We start from the raw sequence: 15,085 nt of genomic DNA, 5'->3' as shown, positions 1-15,085 counted from the left end.
TAAACCCGCCCCTACAATTGTGCCTAACCCCGCCCCTACAATTGTGCCTAAACCCGCCCCTACAATTGTGCCTAAACCCGCCCCTACAATTGTGCCTAAACCCGCCCCTACAATTGTGCCTAAACCCGCCCCTACAATTGTGCCTAAACCCGCCCCTACAATTGTTACATTTGGCAATAAATTTTGGGGTTCAATAAATCAGGGCGCACGGAGCGTGCGCCCCCACGGTTGTCAAGATGTTTCGTAACTATCCACGATGAATTGAAAAATACCCAGCAGTTTTTTCAGTTCATTGATGTAATATCGCTGGTTATCCACAAAAACACAATTGCCCTCTAGCTTCAAAAATTGCCAATCTTCTCCCGTAGTCACACAGCCGTAAATCCCAGAAATTGAGTTGTCTTCTAACTCATTAAAGCGTTGCGCTCCCAACATTTGAGCAATGCACTGACCTAAACCTCCTTTAATATCGCTTTTTTTCGCTTCTACCAACGAGACAATCGGAGCCTGCATCGTCATAGAAACAGGACTTTTAGCCAAGATAAAATCACATTCTCCTTTCAACCCTTGCTCATCGTCTACATCGAGCTTTTCGCCAGAATAGATGGATAGTTTATTCGGATTTCGTCGTTCTAGCTCAATTAAAATGGGGGCAATAATAAATTCTGAGCGGGCTTTTTCACTGGAGGAAGACAGGGCTAATTTAAGACTGTAGCTAAGGGTTTCCTGTAGCCAGTCACTTGGTTCTAAGCTGGCAACATCACTGAAAAGTGGAACAGATTGTTCTGTTAGTCTAAATAGTTTTTTGACCTGATTCAATGAAAAATCGCTGTATGCCATAGCAGCCGTTCATAACTAGACTAGGATTGTTTAACGACTACCTCACGGTTACTTCTGGTATATTATCGGTGCTGCCACATCTTAGTTACACTCCAGTTACATCGAACTGAGATTTCCCATGAATTATTCCTTGTGTCACGGTGATCTGGGATAAGTTTTACGACTTTTCCCAAATGTTTGCCCTCATTCCTCGGCGCGAGAGGTGATTGCTTCATACCAGTCAGTGATGGGTATCTCAGTCGGTGCCGTTAGCTCATCAAATACCCGACGGCAAAGTTCTAAAAAGGAAGGGTAGCATTGCCGACGCCAATTAGCCGCCAGTTGCCTGAGAGACGCTTGTCGCAAATTTCCCAGAGCATATTGGCGAGCAAATCCATGTTGAATTGGCACAACTGTACCATCAGCCTCAATAATCAGTGGCGACAAAATATCAGCAAATAAGCCCTCCGTATTTTCAAGTAAAGACGTATCTGCAAAAACCATACCAGGATATGCCCGCAACACATCTCGGTGGGCAAGATCAACTTGCACATACAGACGATCTCCAAAGGCTTTTTGCAGGCGCATCCCTTGCAGATAGGCATAGGCGGATTGGTTCTCGTTTGCTCTTACTCCCGCTAAACGCTCCTTGGCACGTCCAACTTCTCCAAGGGGATGAATCTGCAATAATTTCGCTCCTTGTTCAATGGCGAAATTGGCTACCCAGTCTAAGTCCTGAAGATTGTACCGTGTTAGAGTAAAAATAAATCCGAAAGGAATGCCCGATTGTCGAAGCCCTTCAAGTCTTGATGTCATTATCTCAAAAGCTTGTTCTAAAGAGCGCATTCGGTTATGGAATGCAGGTACACCGTCAAGACTAATTGCTAGTAAATCCACCCGGTTACTTAGCTTTTCCAGGTGTTTCTCATCTAGGAGCATCCCATTTGAGGTAACGGTTGTTACCATACCACATTGATGAGCCTGTTCCAGCAGCTTGTCGAGTGGTTTGTACAAAAGGGGTTCTCCACCTGAAATGTTAGCAACTGTATAGCCTTCTGCACTAGCGTCGGCTATTGCCTGTTGGAGAAGTACCTCATCCAGTTCCTCCTGTTCTTGAGGGCTAGAAGAGGAGTAGCAATGAAGACATTGTAGATTACATCTTCGAGTTGGGTGGATCTGTAAAATTCGCTGACACTCTCCAGTCGGTGCCATAAAATCACGCTACTCCAAGTCCTAAAAATTTACTAAAATGTTTAGGGAGCGCACTCCCTATAACACTGCCTTTTTCCTGAGTCAGTCTTCAGGTAGGCAATCCCCACCTGACCGAAAAATGCGACGTTGTTTTGAGACGACTTTTTGACGGATCAAAAATTACGTATATTCGGCATTAAAACAGGATTAGGTGATCCATATGGGAATCCTGGGAAGTGCTTACTTAGAAAGGGACCCGTTATACTTGGTTGAGGATGAAGCTTACCCAGCAAAGTAGGAAGTGATCCCCCTTTCAACTCTTCTAGTTCTTCAGGGGTAAGTTCTACAAACAATTCTTTATCTTTAAATTCTTCCATTTTTCTTTAACCTCTACAATTAATTTTACTTATTGCATATATTACCACTAGAATCTTTAAACGTCAAATGATGCGTGGTACGCCATAACTATATAGATATATCGTTTGTTTAAGTCGGTCGTTAAATAGCTATTCTTCGCCTCATCTAGATTCCACTAGACTTATGCTCCCCATTCGGCACTTCAACTTGAAGCTTGTTTTTTCGTACCATGAAATCGGGGTAAACACAAGTATTTATACCTAGTTCAATCATTCAAAAATTCAAAAGAACATTTATCGGGTTAGGATTGTTGTGGAAAATAATGCTGGCTCGGCAAAAGTCAATAACGATACAATAAGGTTTTGCCTTCTTAGCGGTGAAAAAATATCAGAGTGTTCTCCAACACAGCGAAGAAGACTGCGGTGCTGCTTGTCTGGCGACGATTACCAAACACCACGGGCGTACCTTTACCATTAGTCGTATCCGAGAAGCTGTTGGTACGGGACAACAGGGAACCACTTTATTAGGACTTAAACGAGGCGCAGAAGCCCTGGGATTTAATGCCCGTTCCGTCAAAGCCACCCCAGAAATCCTCGACAAATTAGATCAAGCCCCCTTACCCGCCGTCATTCACTGGAAAGGCTATCACTGGGTCGTATTATATGGACAACGGGGCAAAAAATACATCATCGCTGATCCCGGTGTAGGTATCCGTTATCTGTCCAAATCCGAACTCGCCCAAGGTTGGTTTAATGGGGTAATGCTTTTACTCCAACCTGATGCGAGTCGCTTTTTTAGCCAACCGGATGATAGCGATAAACCCAGTGGCTTTATCCGCTTCTTCAAGCGCGTCTTACCCTATCAAGGCATTCTCGGTGAAGCCTTATTAATTAACCTAGTTCTCGGTTTACTTTCCCTAGCTTACCCCTTCTTCATTCAAATTCTCACCGATGAGGTGTTGGTACAGGGGGATACCCAATTGCTAACGGGTGTAGTCGTTGCGGTGATGGTGATGAACCTGGTGCAAAGCAGCCTACAACTCGTACAATCGAATCTAATTGCCCACTTTGCCCAACGCTTAGAATTAGGACTTGTCCTGGAATTCGGACGGCAAATTCTGCGCCTTCCCTTAAGTTACTACGAATCCCGCCGCAGTGGCGAAATCGTCAGCCGTCTCCGCGATATCCGCGAAATTAACCAACTGGTTTCCCAAGCCATTATCAGCCTCCCCAGTGAATTTTTTATTGCCCTGGTTTCCTTGGGGTTTATGCTGTTCTATAGCTGGGAACTCACGATTGCGGCGGCGGTAATTGCTGTTTTAATGACCCTTTCCACCATTATTTTCCTCCCTACTCTGCAACAGAAAACTCGCCGCCTTTTAGTCACCGATGCCGAAAACCAAGGGGTTTTAGTCGAAACCTTTAAAGGCGCACTCACCCTAAAAACTACCAACGCCGCCCCCCAAGCCTGGGAGGAATTTCAAAGTCGATTTGGTCGCCTTGCTAATATTACATTCCGCACGATTCAAATTGCCATTTATAATAATGTATTCTCTGGATTAGTCTCCAGCATCGGTAGTATTGCCTTACTCTGGTTTGGTAGCCGCCTAGTCATTGGAGACGAATTAACCATCGGTCAATTGCTGGCATTTAACAGCATGAATGGTAATTTTACCAGCTTCATCAAAACCACAATTACCTTTGTGGATGAATTCACCCGTGCCCAAACCGCGACAGAACGATTAACTGAAGTCATCGACGCCACTCCAGAAACTCCAGATGACAGCAAAAAACCCTTTGCCAAAATTCCCGACGCGGCGGATATTATCTGCACCAATCTTAACTTTCATCATACCGGACGAGTGAACCTACTCACCGATTTTTCTCTCACCATTCCCGGCGGGAAAGTTACCGCATTAATCGGTAAATCCGGCTGTGGTAAAAGCACTTTAGCCAAACTCATCGCCAGCCTCTATTCACTGCAATCGGGCAATATTCGCATTGGCATTTATAATCTCCAGGATCTCTCCTTGGACTGTTTACGACAGCAGGTTATCCTGGTTCCCCAAGAACCCCATTTCTGGAGTCGTTCCATTTTAGAAAATTTTCTATTCAGCTATCCCAACGCCACGTTTGAGCAAATTGTCACCGCCTGTCAAATTGCCAATGCTGATGAATTTATTAATCAACTTCCCGATAAGTATCAAACGGTTTTAGGCGAATTCGGTGCGAATATTTCTGGGGGACAACGACAGCGATTAGCCATAGCCAGGGCAATTGTTACTGAGCCCCCGATACTTATTTTAGATGAATCAACAGGTGCTCTCGACCCCGTAGGCGAAGCAGAAGTTCTAGACAAATTACTCTTTCATCGCCAAGGTAAAACCACAATTATGATTAGTCATCGCCCTCGCGTAATTAACCGCGCCGATTGGATTGTACTCCTAGAGAATGGACAACTAAAATTAACGGGAACTCCCGATGAATTACGCCGCTTTGAAGGAACTCATCTAGACTTCATCAACCCTTAAGTTCGTAGTTGCGCTGTCTTCGCCATCAACTGACGTGGCACGCCTAAAATAGGGTCTGCTGAATAAGTATTGTGGTGGGGGTAGGAAGCAGGGTAAGCAGGGGGCGCAGGGGGAGCAGGGGGAGCAGGGGTACATTTTTCCTGATAGCGGTGCAAGGGTATGAAAGGGTTTTACCCTCCCTCCTTGAAGAGGAGCCAATATCAATACTACTCAAAGCATTGATAGTTAAGGGTTTTGGACTTGTGCAGCAAGCCCTAAAATAGAGAAAACTAGGCGACTAGAAGTCACAGCTACACAAACAAAGTCCACCTTCGTGGACTTATTCTACTGGATTTTGTATTACCTGTCATCTGTTCCTGAGACAGCCGCTGAATTTCCAGTTTCTTTGCTAATATACTGTAAAATTCGCTCAAAGTCACGGCGAATTTCAGCTAATTGTTTCACCTCTTTATTTGCACCTGCGATCGCGTCTATTTCTTGCTGCCGTTTTACGCTAATTTTTTGCTCAAGTTGGCGATAGGTTTGTTTCTCTACTTCCCACAGTTGAACATTAATTTGATTTGCCAAATGTTTAGCAATTGTCTCAAATTGAGTTGTAATATAACGGATAATATCGCTCATTTGCTTTTCCATCTGTGCGGCGGATTCCCGACTATCTGATTCAGCTTTTTCGGAGAAAAGGATTGTCGCTGAACTCAAGAAATGGGAGATATGAACAATCGGAGTCATTGCTTCTACCGTCTGCCAAGGTTTGACTTGAAACTCGGCTAAATTCTGGGGAGAGTTTTCTGATATCATCTTAACGGTATCCCTAAAATTTTTCAGCCAATACAGTTGAGGCTGGATGCGTTGTGCCTTTTTATAATTATCTAAATTTTCACTATTCTGTTGAATATTTTTCCAGGATTCTAGCAAAATTTTCACTAAGTTTCCTTTCAAGATTGTACCGACATGCTGGTGCAGAGATATCATCGCCTGCTTCAGGGTATTAGCTATCTTTTGTCCCGCTTGTGCATAATGGTTTTGGATATTCAGTTCCGTTCGCTGAGTCAATTGTTCAAAGTTAAGTTGGCTACCCAAGGCTAATTGTAGGATATCCCCTTCTTGAATAATCGCAGCAGATAGACGCAGAATTATCCCCTGAATCTTGGTACGCAGGCGATCGCGTTCTTGGTGTAGAATACGATTTAGGCGGGTAAGAATTTCTAAGAATACGGAGTCTTGGGGGGTGGTACGACTGATGTGGAATTGCGCGTCATCCACACAGCTTAAGGCGATGCGAATGGGTGTATCAAATCGGCTCAAATACCCTCGCTGTTGGACAAAAGTATTCAATGTCTCAATTAAGGTGGAAAAACGACTCACGTCTATCAGAAACTTATCCCCTGTATCGATTCCTTCACAGTAGTCTTTTGCATCAATAAAACAGATGGAAAATTCATCAAGATTATCGGGATGTAAGGCTTCCGCCAAACTACAACGATAGTTAGCCATTTTTTCACTATCATCACCCGCCTCATCAGACATTTTATTAATCACCAGCATCATTTTCCAGCGATAGCCTTGATGGTAAGCTAACTGCTTAAAATTTTCCACCGTTATGGCGTCAAATAGCATTGAGGTAAGACAGAAAACCAACAAATCTGCCTTCGCGATCGCGCCATAAGTTATTTCATCATGATCCTGCCTTTCTGTAAAGAGTCCAGGGGTATCGATAAGTTCTATTCCCTGCCAATTATAATGGGTGATCTGATCCGTTGTGATATCTGAATGAATGGCAATATCCCGTCGCCCTGTTAAAGCTGAAATGAGGGTAGATTTTCCCGCCCCATATTGTCCCACCACCACAACACTCAGCATTCCTTGATCGCGATAGGTATTAAGTTCATGGCGTAGTTTTTGCCGAATTTCAGTTAGAGGCGTTTGATTTATTTTTGCCAGATATTTGTCAAATTTGATACAGGCTGTCGTTAACTTAGACGCGACAACCGCCGATTTAAATTGAGGATAATTTTGATTCATGGAAAAGTGATTGGGGGTTGGGGGTTGGGCGAAGCATTCGCGTTGGGATTTTGGTAGAAAACCGATGTATCTGGGCGCGAATGCTTCGGGGGTTGGGCGAAGCATTCGCGTTGGGGTTTTGGTAGAAAACCGATGTATCTGGGCGCGAATGCTTCGGGGGTTGGGCGAAGCATTCGCGTTGGGATTTTGGTAGAAAACCGATGTATCTGGGCGCGAATGCTTCGCCCCTACTAAAGGCGATGCATAGACACATCTTCTTGCAGAATTCGATTAATTTCTTGACTGTCTAGATAAGATTGGACTTTAAATTTGGTTTGAATATTAATCTGTTTGCCAAACTCCCGTTTTACTTGCGTAATTGTTTTGTTAATTCCGGCTTCAGTTAAGGTTTCATAGTTTCCTTGACACCAATCAACAATCCGCTTACCATAGGCGACATTAAGCCGATTAATCGTATCATTGAGTTTTTGCTGAGGCTGATGAAACTGCTTGGATATTAGCTCAAACTCTTGAATCAGTCCCTCAATATACTGCATAAGTTTACCTGCTACATGGCGATAATAGCCGCGAAAATTATCAGCCGCTTGTTCGGTGATCTGGCGCTGACTCTCGCGAATTTGAGGAACTAATAATTTAGACAACCTTTGAACGGCAAAATTGCTTTTTTGTTCGCGAGTTGTAAAAACGCCCAAAATGCTATTCAGCACAACTGCTCCCATCATCACTGTTTTGTTCACCGGAGGACTAAAATGAGTAACGACAGTTTGGGAGAGTCTCAGGAAACTACCGCCAATTTGTGCCGCATTATCGCTGTACAGATCAGAAATACTGGGGAAAAATCGGAAATTATCCCCACCCATCTGAGCTATTAATTGTAAATCCGTTCCCAGTTCGGATAAGGCAATTTCTACATCCCGGTTAAAGTTTTGCACCGTTGTTTGATAGGCGTGTTGCAGGCGATCATCAATTTGCAGGGCTTGCAGTTTATAGTCCCAATTTTGTCTTAAGCTTTCCTGATTAAAATTCCAATTGGATTCAGCAAAATCGGGTAAACTCGTGAAAATATCTTGAAAAATGCTGGCAATTTGATACTGGAGGAATTCCAGATGATCCTTCCCCGCTTGTTTAATTTTCGCCTGTAAGGTTTCCCGTTGACGGGTGAGGGTAGTACTCAATTGTTGATAGCTTTGACTTTTCTGACTCATCCAGTGGTAGGGGCGTTCAATCGCACCCACAGTGGAACCTAGAAGCGTTTGCGATCGCCGAATTGCGCCATGCTTAACTAGGGATTCGCGGATGGAGTCTAAAAAGTCCTGGATGCGACTAGCTTTGAGCAGTTTTTCCCGATTGGTTTGGTGTTCGGGTTCCCTTGCCATTTGCGCCGCTAGCAGCATGACGGGGATAATATCAAAGTAGTCGTTGGCATAATGATTTTGGGCATAGCGATGGATGCGATCAATATGTCCAGCAATCCCACTACTTCCTTCTAGGGTAAAGAGTTTATCAGGATTTTTTAAGAAGTAATCTAAGCGACGCGGATCACGTAGGTTATATTTAAGGTTGAGCAGAATAAGTAAGGGTTTTGCTTTGGCTTTTAATTGCTGCAAGAATTGGAACTCGGTTTCTTGGATGCTGTCATTGGTGACGATATAACAAATCAGATCCGATTCCTCAATCACACTGGCGACAATTTCTTCTTCGGTTTTCCCCCCCGGTGCGCCAATTCCTGGGGTATCGATAATGCGAATATTCTTCCAATCATACACTCGATTAAAGCGAGTCGTGCGCTGTCCTCCACTACCAATCGCTTCCCAGCCTTCACCAATAATAATCGCATGGAGGGTACTTTTGCCGACTTTGGTTTTCCCCATACAGGCAAGACTAAAATGGTGCAGGGCGCGTTGTTTTGCCCACAGGGATTCGCGTACAGAGTTTAATTCTTGCCCAATCTCGGTGGCTAAGGTGTTTTTGGTTTGATTTAAGTGATTGATCAGTTCTTTCGTGGTTGGGTTCGTTGGCTGCTTGTTAATGGTTTGCTGAAGGTTTTCGAGGGTGAGTTGTAGGGTTTGATTTAAGCTGATTAACGTGGATTCAGTATCCGTGAGTGCGGTTTCAGTGAAGCGATAATCTTCCCCAGCGATAATGCTATTGCGTTGTACCGCTTCTTCGTAATCGGGTCCAGCTAAGAGGATTTGCCGTTGCAATTGGACAATGCGGCGTCCCAGAGTTTCGGGGGCGAAGGTGGCGAGTTTGGCGATTAAGGTGCGGGATAAGATAGACTCTGCACCCATGAGTAAAATCGCGCTGAGTGAGAGTTTTTCGGTGTGAGAATCCCTGTCTTTTTGCCGATTGGCTTGCAGGGTTTGGGCTTGAGTTAGCATCTGTTCCACCTCTGTCGCATCCCAGCGCCAAATTTGCGCCACCTGTGCAATCATTTGCCGTTCGAGAGGGGAAAAGAGTCCATCTACATAAGCCAGCGCCAGGAGTTGCTGCATGGCTTCCCGTTGCTGTTCCTCTGGGATTTGCTGGGCTATTTCCTCTAACGGGAGGAGGGTTTTCTCTTGGGTGAGAATTTTCTCCATTTCTGAGATTGTCTGTTTTCCCACCTGAGTTTGATCTGCCAATTCATGCAAGAGTTTCGACTCTTCCCGATGAATTTGGCGATCGGCGCAGACGAGATGGGTGAGTAGGAGGAAGGGGTAGTCGAGGGATTCGCTAGCCATGAGAGTGGTGTTGGGTAGGGTTACCTGGGGGTAAATGCCAAAGGTTAGGGATACCATGATAAAGGAAAGCACAATAGGTTCTTCTATACAGTTCCCAGGGAAAGCGATCGCTTTCCCGGATGCTTTGGCTGTAAACACCCAGGGGAAAGATGAGGGAGATGGGGAAGATGGGGAGAAGGTTAAACGTGAAAACGCCCCGGAATTGAGCTAAGCCGATTAATTTGATGGAATTACAAGTATTTGTAGTGGACTGACACAGCTAAAATTGTGGGATAGATTTGACGATTAAATCGGGCGCACACCGTGCGCCCCTACAATTCTAATCCACCAAATAAGGTGTGCCACGCCGCCATCGTGGGTTAGGCGGGAAATAAATTATGGCACGTAGCCGTTAAATGAACTATCCGCCGTAACCCACCCAATTGAGAAAAGGGCGGTTATTGGTTTGGGTTATTACAAAAGCCTTGCTAGCTATCATTGAGTTAGCCACACAAGGACGGTAAATTGCCAAACAATAGAGACGTTCTGGTAGAACGTCTCTACGAAAGTCGCGATCGCGTCAACTTCTTTAACCCACAAACACTTGACCATCTTTTGAATACAGTAAGCCCCCCTTTTGAAGGGGGGTTTGGGGGGATCTGTCTTCAATACACGCTTAAGAGTACGAGGAGTATGGCGTCAACTTCTTTAATTCACAAACACTTGACCATCTTCTTGAATTCTCAGTACCCCTTGGTTACTGTTTAAGGTTGTTTCTTCTTCAAAAGTAACCTCCAACTGTCCAGTTTCACCATTAGCAGAAACAGGCATCATCTGAAGTAAACCATCATCCTGACGAACGGCGGTTATCGTAATCGGCGTGGGCAAGTTTTGCAGAATAACTTCTTCTCCACCTGACATATATCGACGATCAGTATGCCCGATGGCTTGATAAGAAACAACAGCATTGGTGTTATTTTTCAGCCGCACATCAACAGTACCATTTGTGGGTTGGATTCGGGCAACTGGCTCACTACGTACCTCAGGTAGAGGGGGTTGAATCAAATTTCCTGAAGGAGAGGTAACAGGAGTCCTTTGTCTATTAGGAGTGAATTGACCCCCCTGACCCCTCTGTGGTGCCGCATTCTGCGGACATCCCTGGGGAACCATGCGTGTGCTATTGAAGGGTTCTTCGTAGTAAATCCCAGGACAAGGATTAACTTTATCTAAAGTGAAAAAACCTTGGGCTGATGCTTCTTGAATGGTTGCTGGCAGACTTATCAGTACGCCGCTAAAGATCGCTCCTAATAGTCCAGTTTTTTTTAGGTTACTCTGATGATATTTATTCATAAAACCTCTTTTGAAATTATCTATGAACGATAGTTTTTAAGCCAAAACTAAGATTACCTTTTTGAATTATCAGGCAATCAGGCAAGGATTTTTCCTAATCAGCAACAGCCTATATACAAATACTGTTAGATCAAGAACCTATTGCCTTTAATTCATTCAGGTTGTCCACTTAACAATTTAACCGCTTCTACTGACCGCCTCATCTGCCTGAGGAAAGGCTTGACCTTCTATCGAAAGTATGAGTTGGCTAATAGGCAGGGGAAAATAAACCGATTGAACAATAGGATAGGTAAAAAATATTACCTATATTTTAGAGACTCACTTAAACCGAACGGTGGGGATACGTCCAGTTCCATGTTTAAAAAATGGGTGCTTTTATTTAAATTTTATTCCTATCCATTTACTTATATAGATAGATGTATAATTTCCATCAATTAGATAAAATTTAACTGTGCGAGTTGAATTTGGAAAATCAATGAAAAGTTTATATAAATTTATCGGATTGACAACCCCCGCGTGGATAGCATTGGGTACAGCGTCGGCTGTGGCGACAACAACACCATCTCCAAAAAGCCAACCCTCGACTTCAGCAGGAACGTCTATAGAAAATGAGACTATTGATCAATTAGCACAAGTCTCAAACAACTGTCGCCAAGTGGCAGCCATCGGAGGGGGTTTGTATGTCCGAGAAAGACCAACGGTTTATAGTGAGTCTGTCGCAGTATTGTCTGATGGACAAACAGTAATGATTGAGAATGGTGGCACCAAGTATTGGGTACCGATTTCCGCCCCTGTTTCAGGTTATGCATTTAGGGGTTTTCTCACGTCTTGTTAATCTAACCTAAACTACCAAATCCGGGGAACGCTACCCTCGTTATACCTAGTCCGCGCAGGCGGACTTTGTTTGTGTAGCAGCGATTTCAATCGCCTCTTGCATGGGGTGATAAAGGCGGATTTTGTATAACCTCTCTTTTGACGTTTGACTGGGCTCTCGCATTCGCGATGATAATTTAGCAGTAGAACCGCACAATATGGGCGCGAATGCGAGAGCCCCTACTCGGCAAAAATATCTAATTGCTGTACCGATGTATCTGGCGTACTGGTTTGATTATCCTTGGCTTTCTTCCCAATACCTTTCCGCAATCCCATGGCAATTTTACTATGCTTTTCAATTTGCCCCATCACCTGCCTTGCCCGTTGAATCACAGCAGGGGGTAAACCCGCCAGACGCCCCGCTTCAATCCCATAAGACTTATCCGCCCCGCCCGGTTGAACTTGGTGTAAAAAGATAATTTCATCGGGTAATTCTTTTACCGTTACCTGATAATTGGCAACATTTTCTAAAATAGATGCTAGTTCGTTCAATTCATGGTAATGGGTAGCGAAAATAGTGCGTGCCTGAATTTGCAAGGATAGATATTCCGCCACAGCCCAAGCAATGGATAACCCATCAAATGTGGCTGTTCCTCTGCCAATTTCATCTAATAGAACCAGGGACTTATTGGTGGCATGATTGAGAATATTCGCCGTTTCATTCATCTCCACCATAAAGGTGGATTGACCCGTGGCTAAATCATCAACCGCCCCCACACGAGTAAAAATGCGATCGCAGATTCCCAATGTCGCCGATGTCGCCGGGACAAAACTCCCCGTCTGCGCCATAATTTGAATTAATCCCACTTGGCGTAAATAGCAACTTTTGCCACTGGCATTGGGTCCTGTGAGGATAATTAAATCGGGATGTTGATGATTTCCTGTCTCCGTCTTTTCTTCAGCAGATGACGGGGATTCTTGCCATCCCAAATAGGCTGAATTAGGCACAAAAAACCCCGGTGGGAGAGACTTTTCTACCACAGGATGGCGTCCATCGATAATCCTAATCTCTCGCCCCTCTACCATTGTAGGACGGCAATATCCCTGACGTACAGCCACCTCAGCTAAACCACACAAAACATCAATCGCCGCCACTGCACGAGATAGGTTGCGAATTAACTGGGCATAGTTTCCCACTTGGGTACGTAATCCGACAAAAATCTCGTATTCTAAGCGGTTTAAATCATCCCGTGCGGTGAGAATCCGGGTTTCTCGTTCTTTTAAGTCAGGGGTAATGTAGCGTTCTTCGTTGGTGAGGGTTTGCTTGCGGATATACTCCTGGGGAACTTGGTCGGCTTTAGAGCGAGAGATACTGATGTAATAGCCGAAGGTTTTGTTATATCCTACTTTTAGATTAGCAATGCCCGTGCGATCGCGTTCGGTGACTTCTAGGTTAGCAATCCATTGCTGATCCTCCTCCGCCATGCGACGCATCTCATCCAGTTGGTCATTCACCCCGGAACGAATCAAATTGCCTTCCTTTATCTGTAACGGCGGCGATTCCACCAGATGGGCGCAAATCGTTTGTCCCAACTGTTCTAATTCTGGGGGAACTTTTTGCAATGCCCTTACATAAGGGGAACCCCCATAAGCCGCCAGTTCTGCCAAGTCCGGTAATTTTAAGAGGGAATCCGCTAACGCCACCAAGTCCCGTGCATTTGCTGTTCCTGAACTTGCTCGTCCCGTTAACCGATCTAAATCATAAATTCCCCGTAATAACTGGCGTAAATCTCCCCGCAGTCCGGTATTTTCCACCAACTCCTGAATCGTATCCTGTCGCGCCCGAATTCCTTTAATATCTAATAACGGTTGCAATAACCAACGCCGTAATGCCCGTCCTCCCATGGAGGTACTGGTTTGATCTAATGCCCAGAGAAGGGAACCATGAAACGTATTATCCCGCACCGTTGCTGTAATTTCTAAATTGCGGCGGCTTTGGTGATCTAATATTAGATAATCGGCTAAGGTATAGGTGCGTAAATGTTGCAGGGCGACATAATTTTCTTTTTGAGTTTCTTCTAAATATTCCAGCAATCCTCCCGCCGCCCGCACTCCCAGAGGCAGATGTTCACAACCCATCCCTTCTAGCGATCGCACTTTAAATCGTTCCAAGAGTCTTTGTCTAGCTTCTGAGGGGCTGAAGGGGGTTTGGGAACGCAGGGTGTAGCAAAAGGAGTTCGGTAACCAATCGGGTAAAGACTCCGATTTTTCCCCTGGGCGCAGCATACTACCCAAATCCGGGGCGTTGGTGGGAATTAGGACTTCTGAAGGGTGCAAGCGCAACAGTTCCTGTACCAGTAACTCTAAATCTGTGGCTTGGGTAGTGAAAAATTCCCCCGTCGAAATATCAGCATAGGCTAATCCCCAATGATTCCCCGCCATCACCACCGCCGCCAGGAAGTTATTGCGTTTAGCATTTAGCATCCCCGCTTCGGTTAATGTACCAGGGGTGAGAATACGAGTTACTTCTCGTTTCACCTGACGCCCTTCTTTGGCGGCGATGGATGCATCTTCTACCTGATCACAAATAACAATGGCATAACCTTTTTCCACTAACTGAGTGGCGTGGCGTTCAATGGAGTGATGGGGTACACCAGTCATCGGAACTCGTCCCACACCCTTCCCCGCCTCTTTACTGGTGAGAACTAATTCCAATTCTTCGGCTATCCGTCGTGCATCTTGGAAGAAGGTTTCATAGAAGTCACCAACTCGATACAGCAGTACCGCATTCGGATACTGGTCTTTGAGTTCAGCAAAATGCTGCATCATCGGCGTTAGCTGTTGGCGGTCTACCGTCCGATGATCCGCATTCTCAGACGCCACCAGCTTCGCCTTATCGGTAGCGCGAATGGGAGTAGCACCGTTGGATTCGGGAGTAGATGCGTTGGGATGTCCGCTCATGAACAGTCTTTGATATGCCGACAACAATCATGACTTTACCGCAATCCGGGCAGGATTGGCATTAAAGGTTTGTGAGGATTATCTGGGAGTTGGTGCGATCGCGTCGTCCTTCGTCGTTCGTAGTAAGGGCTTTAGCCTGTAACAAGTTAGGGCGAAGAGAATTCACGTCACTCGACCAATTCGTTCGCGTCTGCCGACTTAGACTGGATGATAAACGTTAATAGTTGTAGTCAGGGCGGGTTTATTGAATTGAGAAGTTTATCGCCACAAGATAACAGTCAAACCCGCCCCTACAAGTTAACTCATATTTGGGTTAAATTGTCAAATTCAGAGGAAATAA

10 protein-coding genes are annotated in these 15,085 nt (G+C 45.0%); 3 read left to right on the top strand and 7 right to left on the bottom strand.

Translation table 11 applies throughout. From position 1 onward, the window contains the following. Window positions 1–231: 231 nt before the first annotated feature. The 3 genes from RIM23_RS15685 to RIM23_RS15675 form a co-directional block, all read right to left on the bottom strand. On the bottom strand, window positions 232–840 hold the full coding sequence (locus tag RIM23_RS15685; RefSeq protein ID WP_446368137.1) for a hypothetical protein: 609 nt from the start codon (window positions 838–840) through the stop codon (window positions 232–234). 183 nt (window positions 841–1,023) lie between these two features. Next, window positions 1,024–2,031: a radical SAM protein gene (locus tag RIM23_RS15680; protein ID WP_446368136.1), complete on the bottom strand. Its 1,008-nt coding sequence runs from the start codon at window positions 2,029–2,031 to the stop codon at window positions 1,024–1,026. Window positions 2,032–2,183: 152 nt separating this feature from the next. Then, window positions 2,184–2,387, bottom strand: coding sequence for a hypothetical protein (locus RIM23_RS15675; RefSeq protein WP_446368135.1), 204 nt, complete (start codon window positions 2,385–2,387; stop codon window positions 2,184–2,186). A gap of 356 nt (window positions 2,388–2,743) precedes the next feature. Here RIM23_RS15675 and RIM23_RS15670 point away from each other — a divergent pair, with 356 nt between their 5' ends. Beyond that, the gene (locus RIM23_RS15670; RefSeq protein ID WP_446368134.1) at window positions 2,744–4,897 is read left to right on the top strand and encodes a peptidase domain-containing ABC transporter; all 2,154 of its coding nucleotides are present in this window, start codon (window positions 2,744–2,746) and stop codon (window positions 4,895–4,897) included. A 339-nt stretch (window positions 4,898–5,236) separates the two neighbouring features. Here the strand turns inward: RIM23_RS15670 and RIM23_RS15665 are convergent, their stop codons facing one another. Then, the gene (locus RIM23_RS15665) at window positions 5,237–7,024 is read right to left on the bottom strand and encodes a GTPase (RefSeq protein ID WP_446368133.1); all 1,788 of its coding nucleotides are present in this window, start codon (window positions 7,022–7,024) and stop codon (window positions 5,237–5,239) included. A gap of 125 nt (window positions 7,025–7,149) precedes the next feature. Further along, window positions 7,150–9,699: a GTPase gene (locus tag RIM23_RS15660; RefSeq protein WP_446368132.1), complete on the bottom strand. Its 2,550-nt coding sequence runs from the start codon at window positions 9,697–9,699 to the stop codon at window positions 7,150–7,152. Between RIM23_RS15660 and RIM23_RS15655 the strand changes: the two genes are divergently transcribed. Beyond that, window positions 9,698–9,853, top strand: a complete 156-nt coding sequence (locus tag RIM23_RS15655; protein WP_446368131.1) for a hypothetical protein — start codon at window positions 9,698–9,700, stop codon at window positions 9,851–9,853. The two genes, RIM23_RS15660 and RIM23_RS15655, sit on opposite strands and share 2 nt — an antisense overlap. 476 nt (window positions 9,854–10,329) lie before the next feature. Here RIM23_RS15655 and RIM23_RS15650 read toward each other — a convergent pair whose 3' ends face one another. Then, window positions 10,330–10,971, bottom strand: coding sequence for a hypothetical protein (locus RIM23_RS15650; RefSeq protein ID WP_446368130.1), 642 nt, complete (start codon window positions 10,969–10,971; stop codon window positions 10,330–10,332). A 475-nt stretch (window positions 10,972–11,446) separates the two neighbouring features. Between RIM23_RS15650 and RIM23_RS15645 the strand changes: the two genes are divergently transcribed. After that, on the top strand, window positions 11,447–11,806 hold the full coding sequence (locus tag RIM23_RS15645; RefSeq protein WP_446368129.1) for an SH3 domain-containing protein: 360 nt from the start codon (window positions 11,447–11,449) through the stop codon (window positions 11,804–11,806). 218 nt (window positions 11,807–12,024) lie between these two features. On the opposite strand, the gene mutS is transcribed toward RIM23_RS15645, so the two are convergent. Then, window positions 12,025–14,745, bottom strand: coding sequence for a DNA mismatch repair protein MutS (gene mutS, locus RIM23_RS15640; RefSeq protein WP_446368128.1), 2,721 nt, complete (start codon window positions 14,743–14,745; stop codon window positions 12,025–12,027). Window positions 14,746–15,085 lie beyond the last annotated feature (340 nt).

The organism is Coleofasciculus sp. G3-WIS-01 (genome assembly GCF_040223135.1).
Lineage (GTDB): Bacteria > Cyanobacteriota > Cyanobacteriia > Cyanobacteriales > Coleofasciculaceae > Coleofasciculus.
The sequence above is the reverse complement of the archived record's forward strand: the minus strand, read 5'-3'. Positions and strand labels throughout refer to the sequence as shown.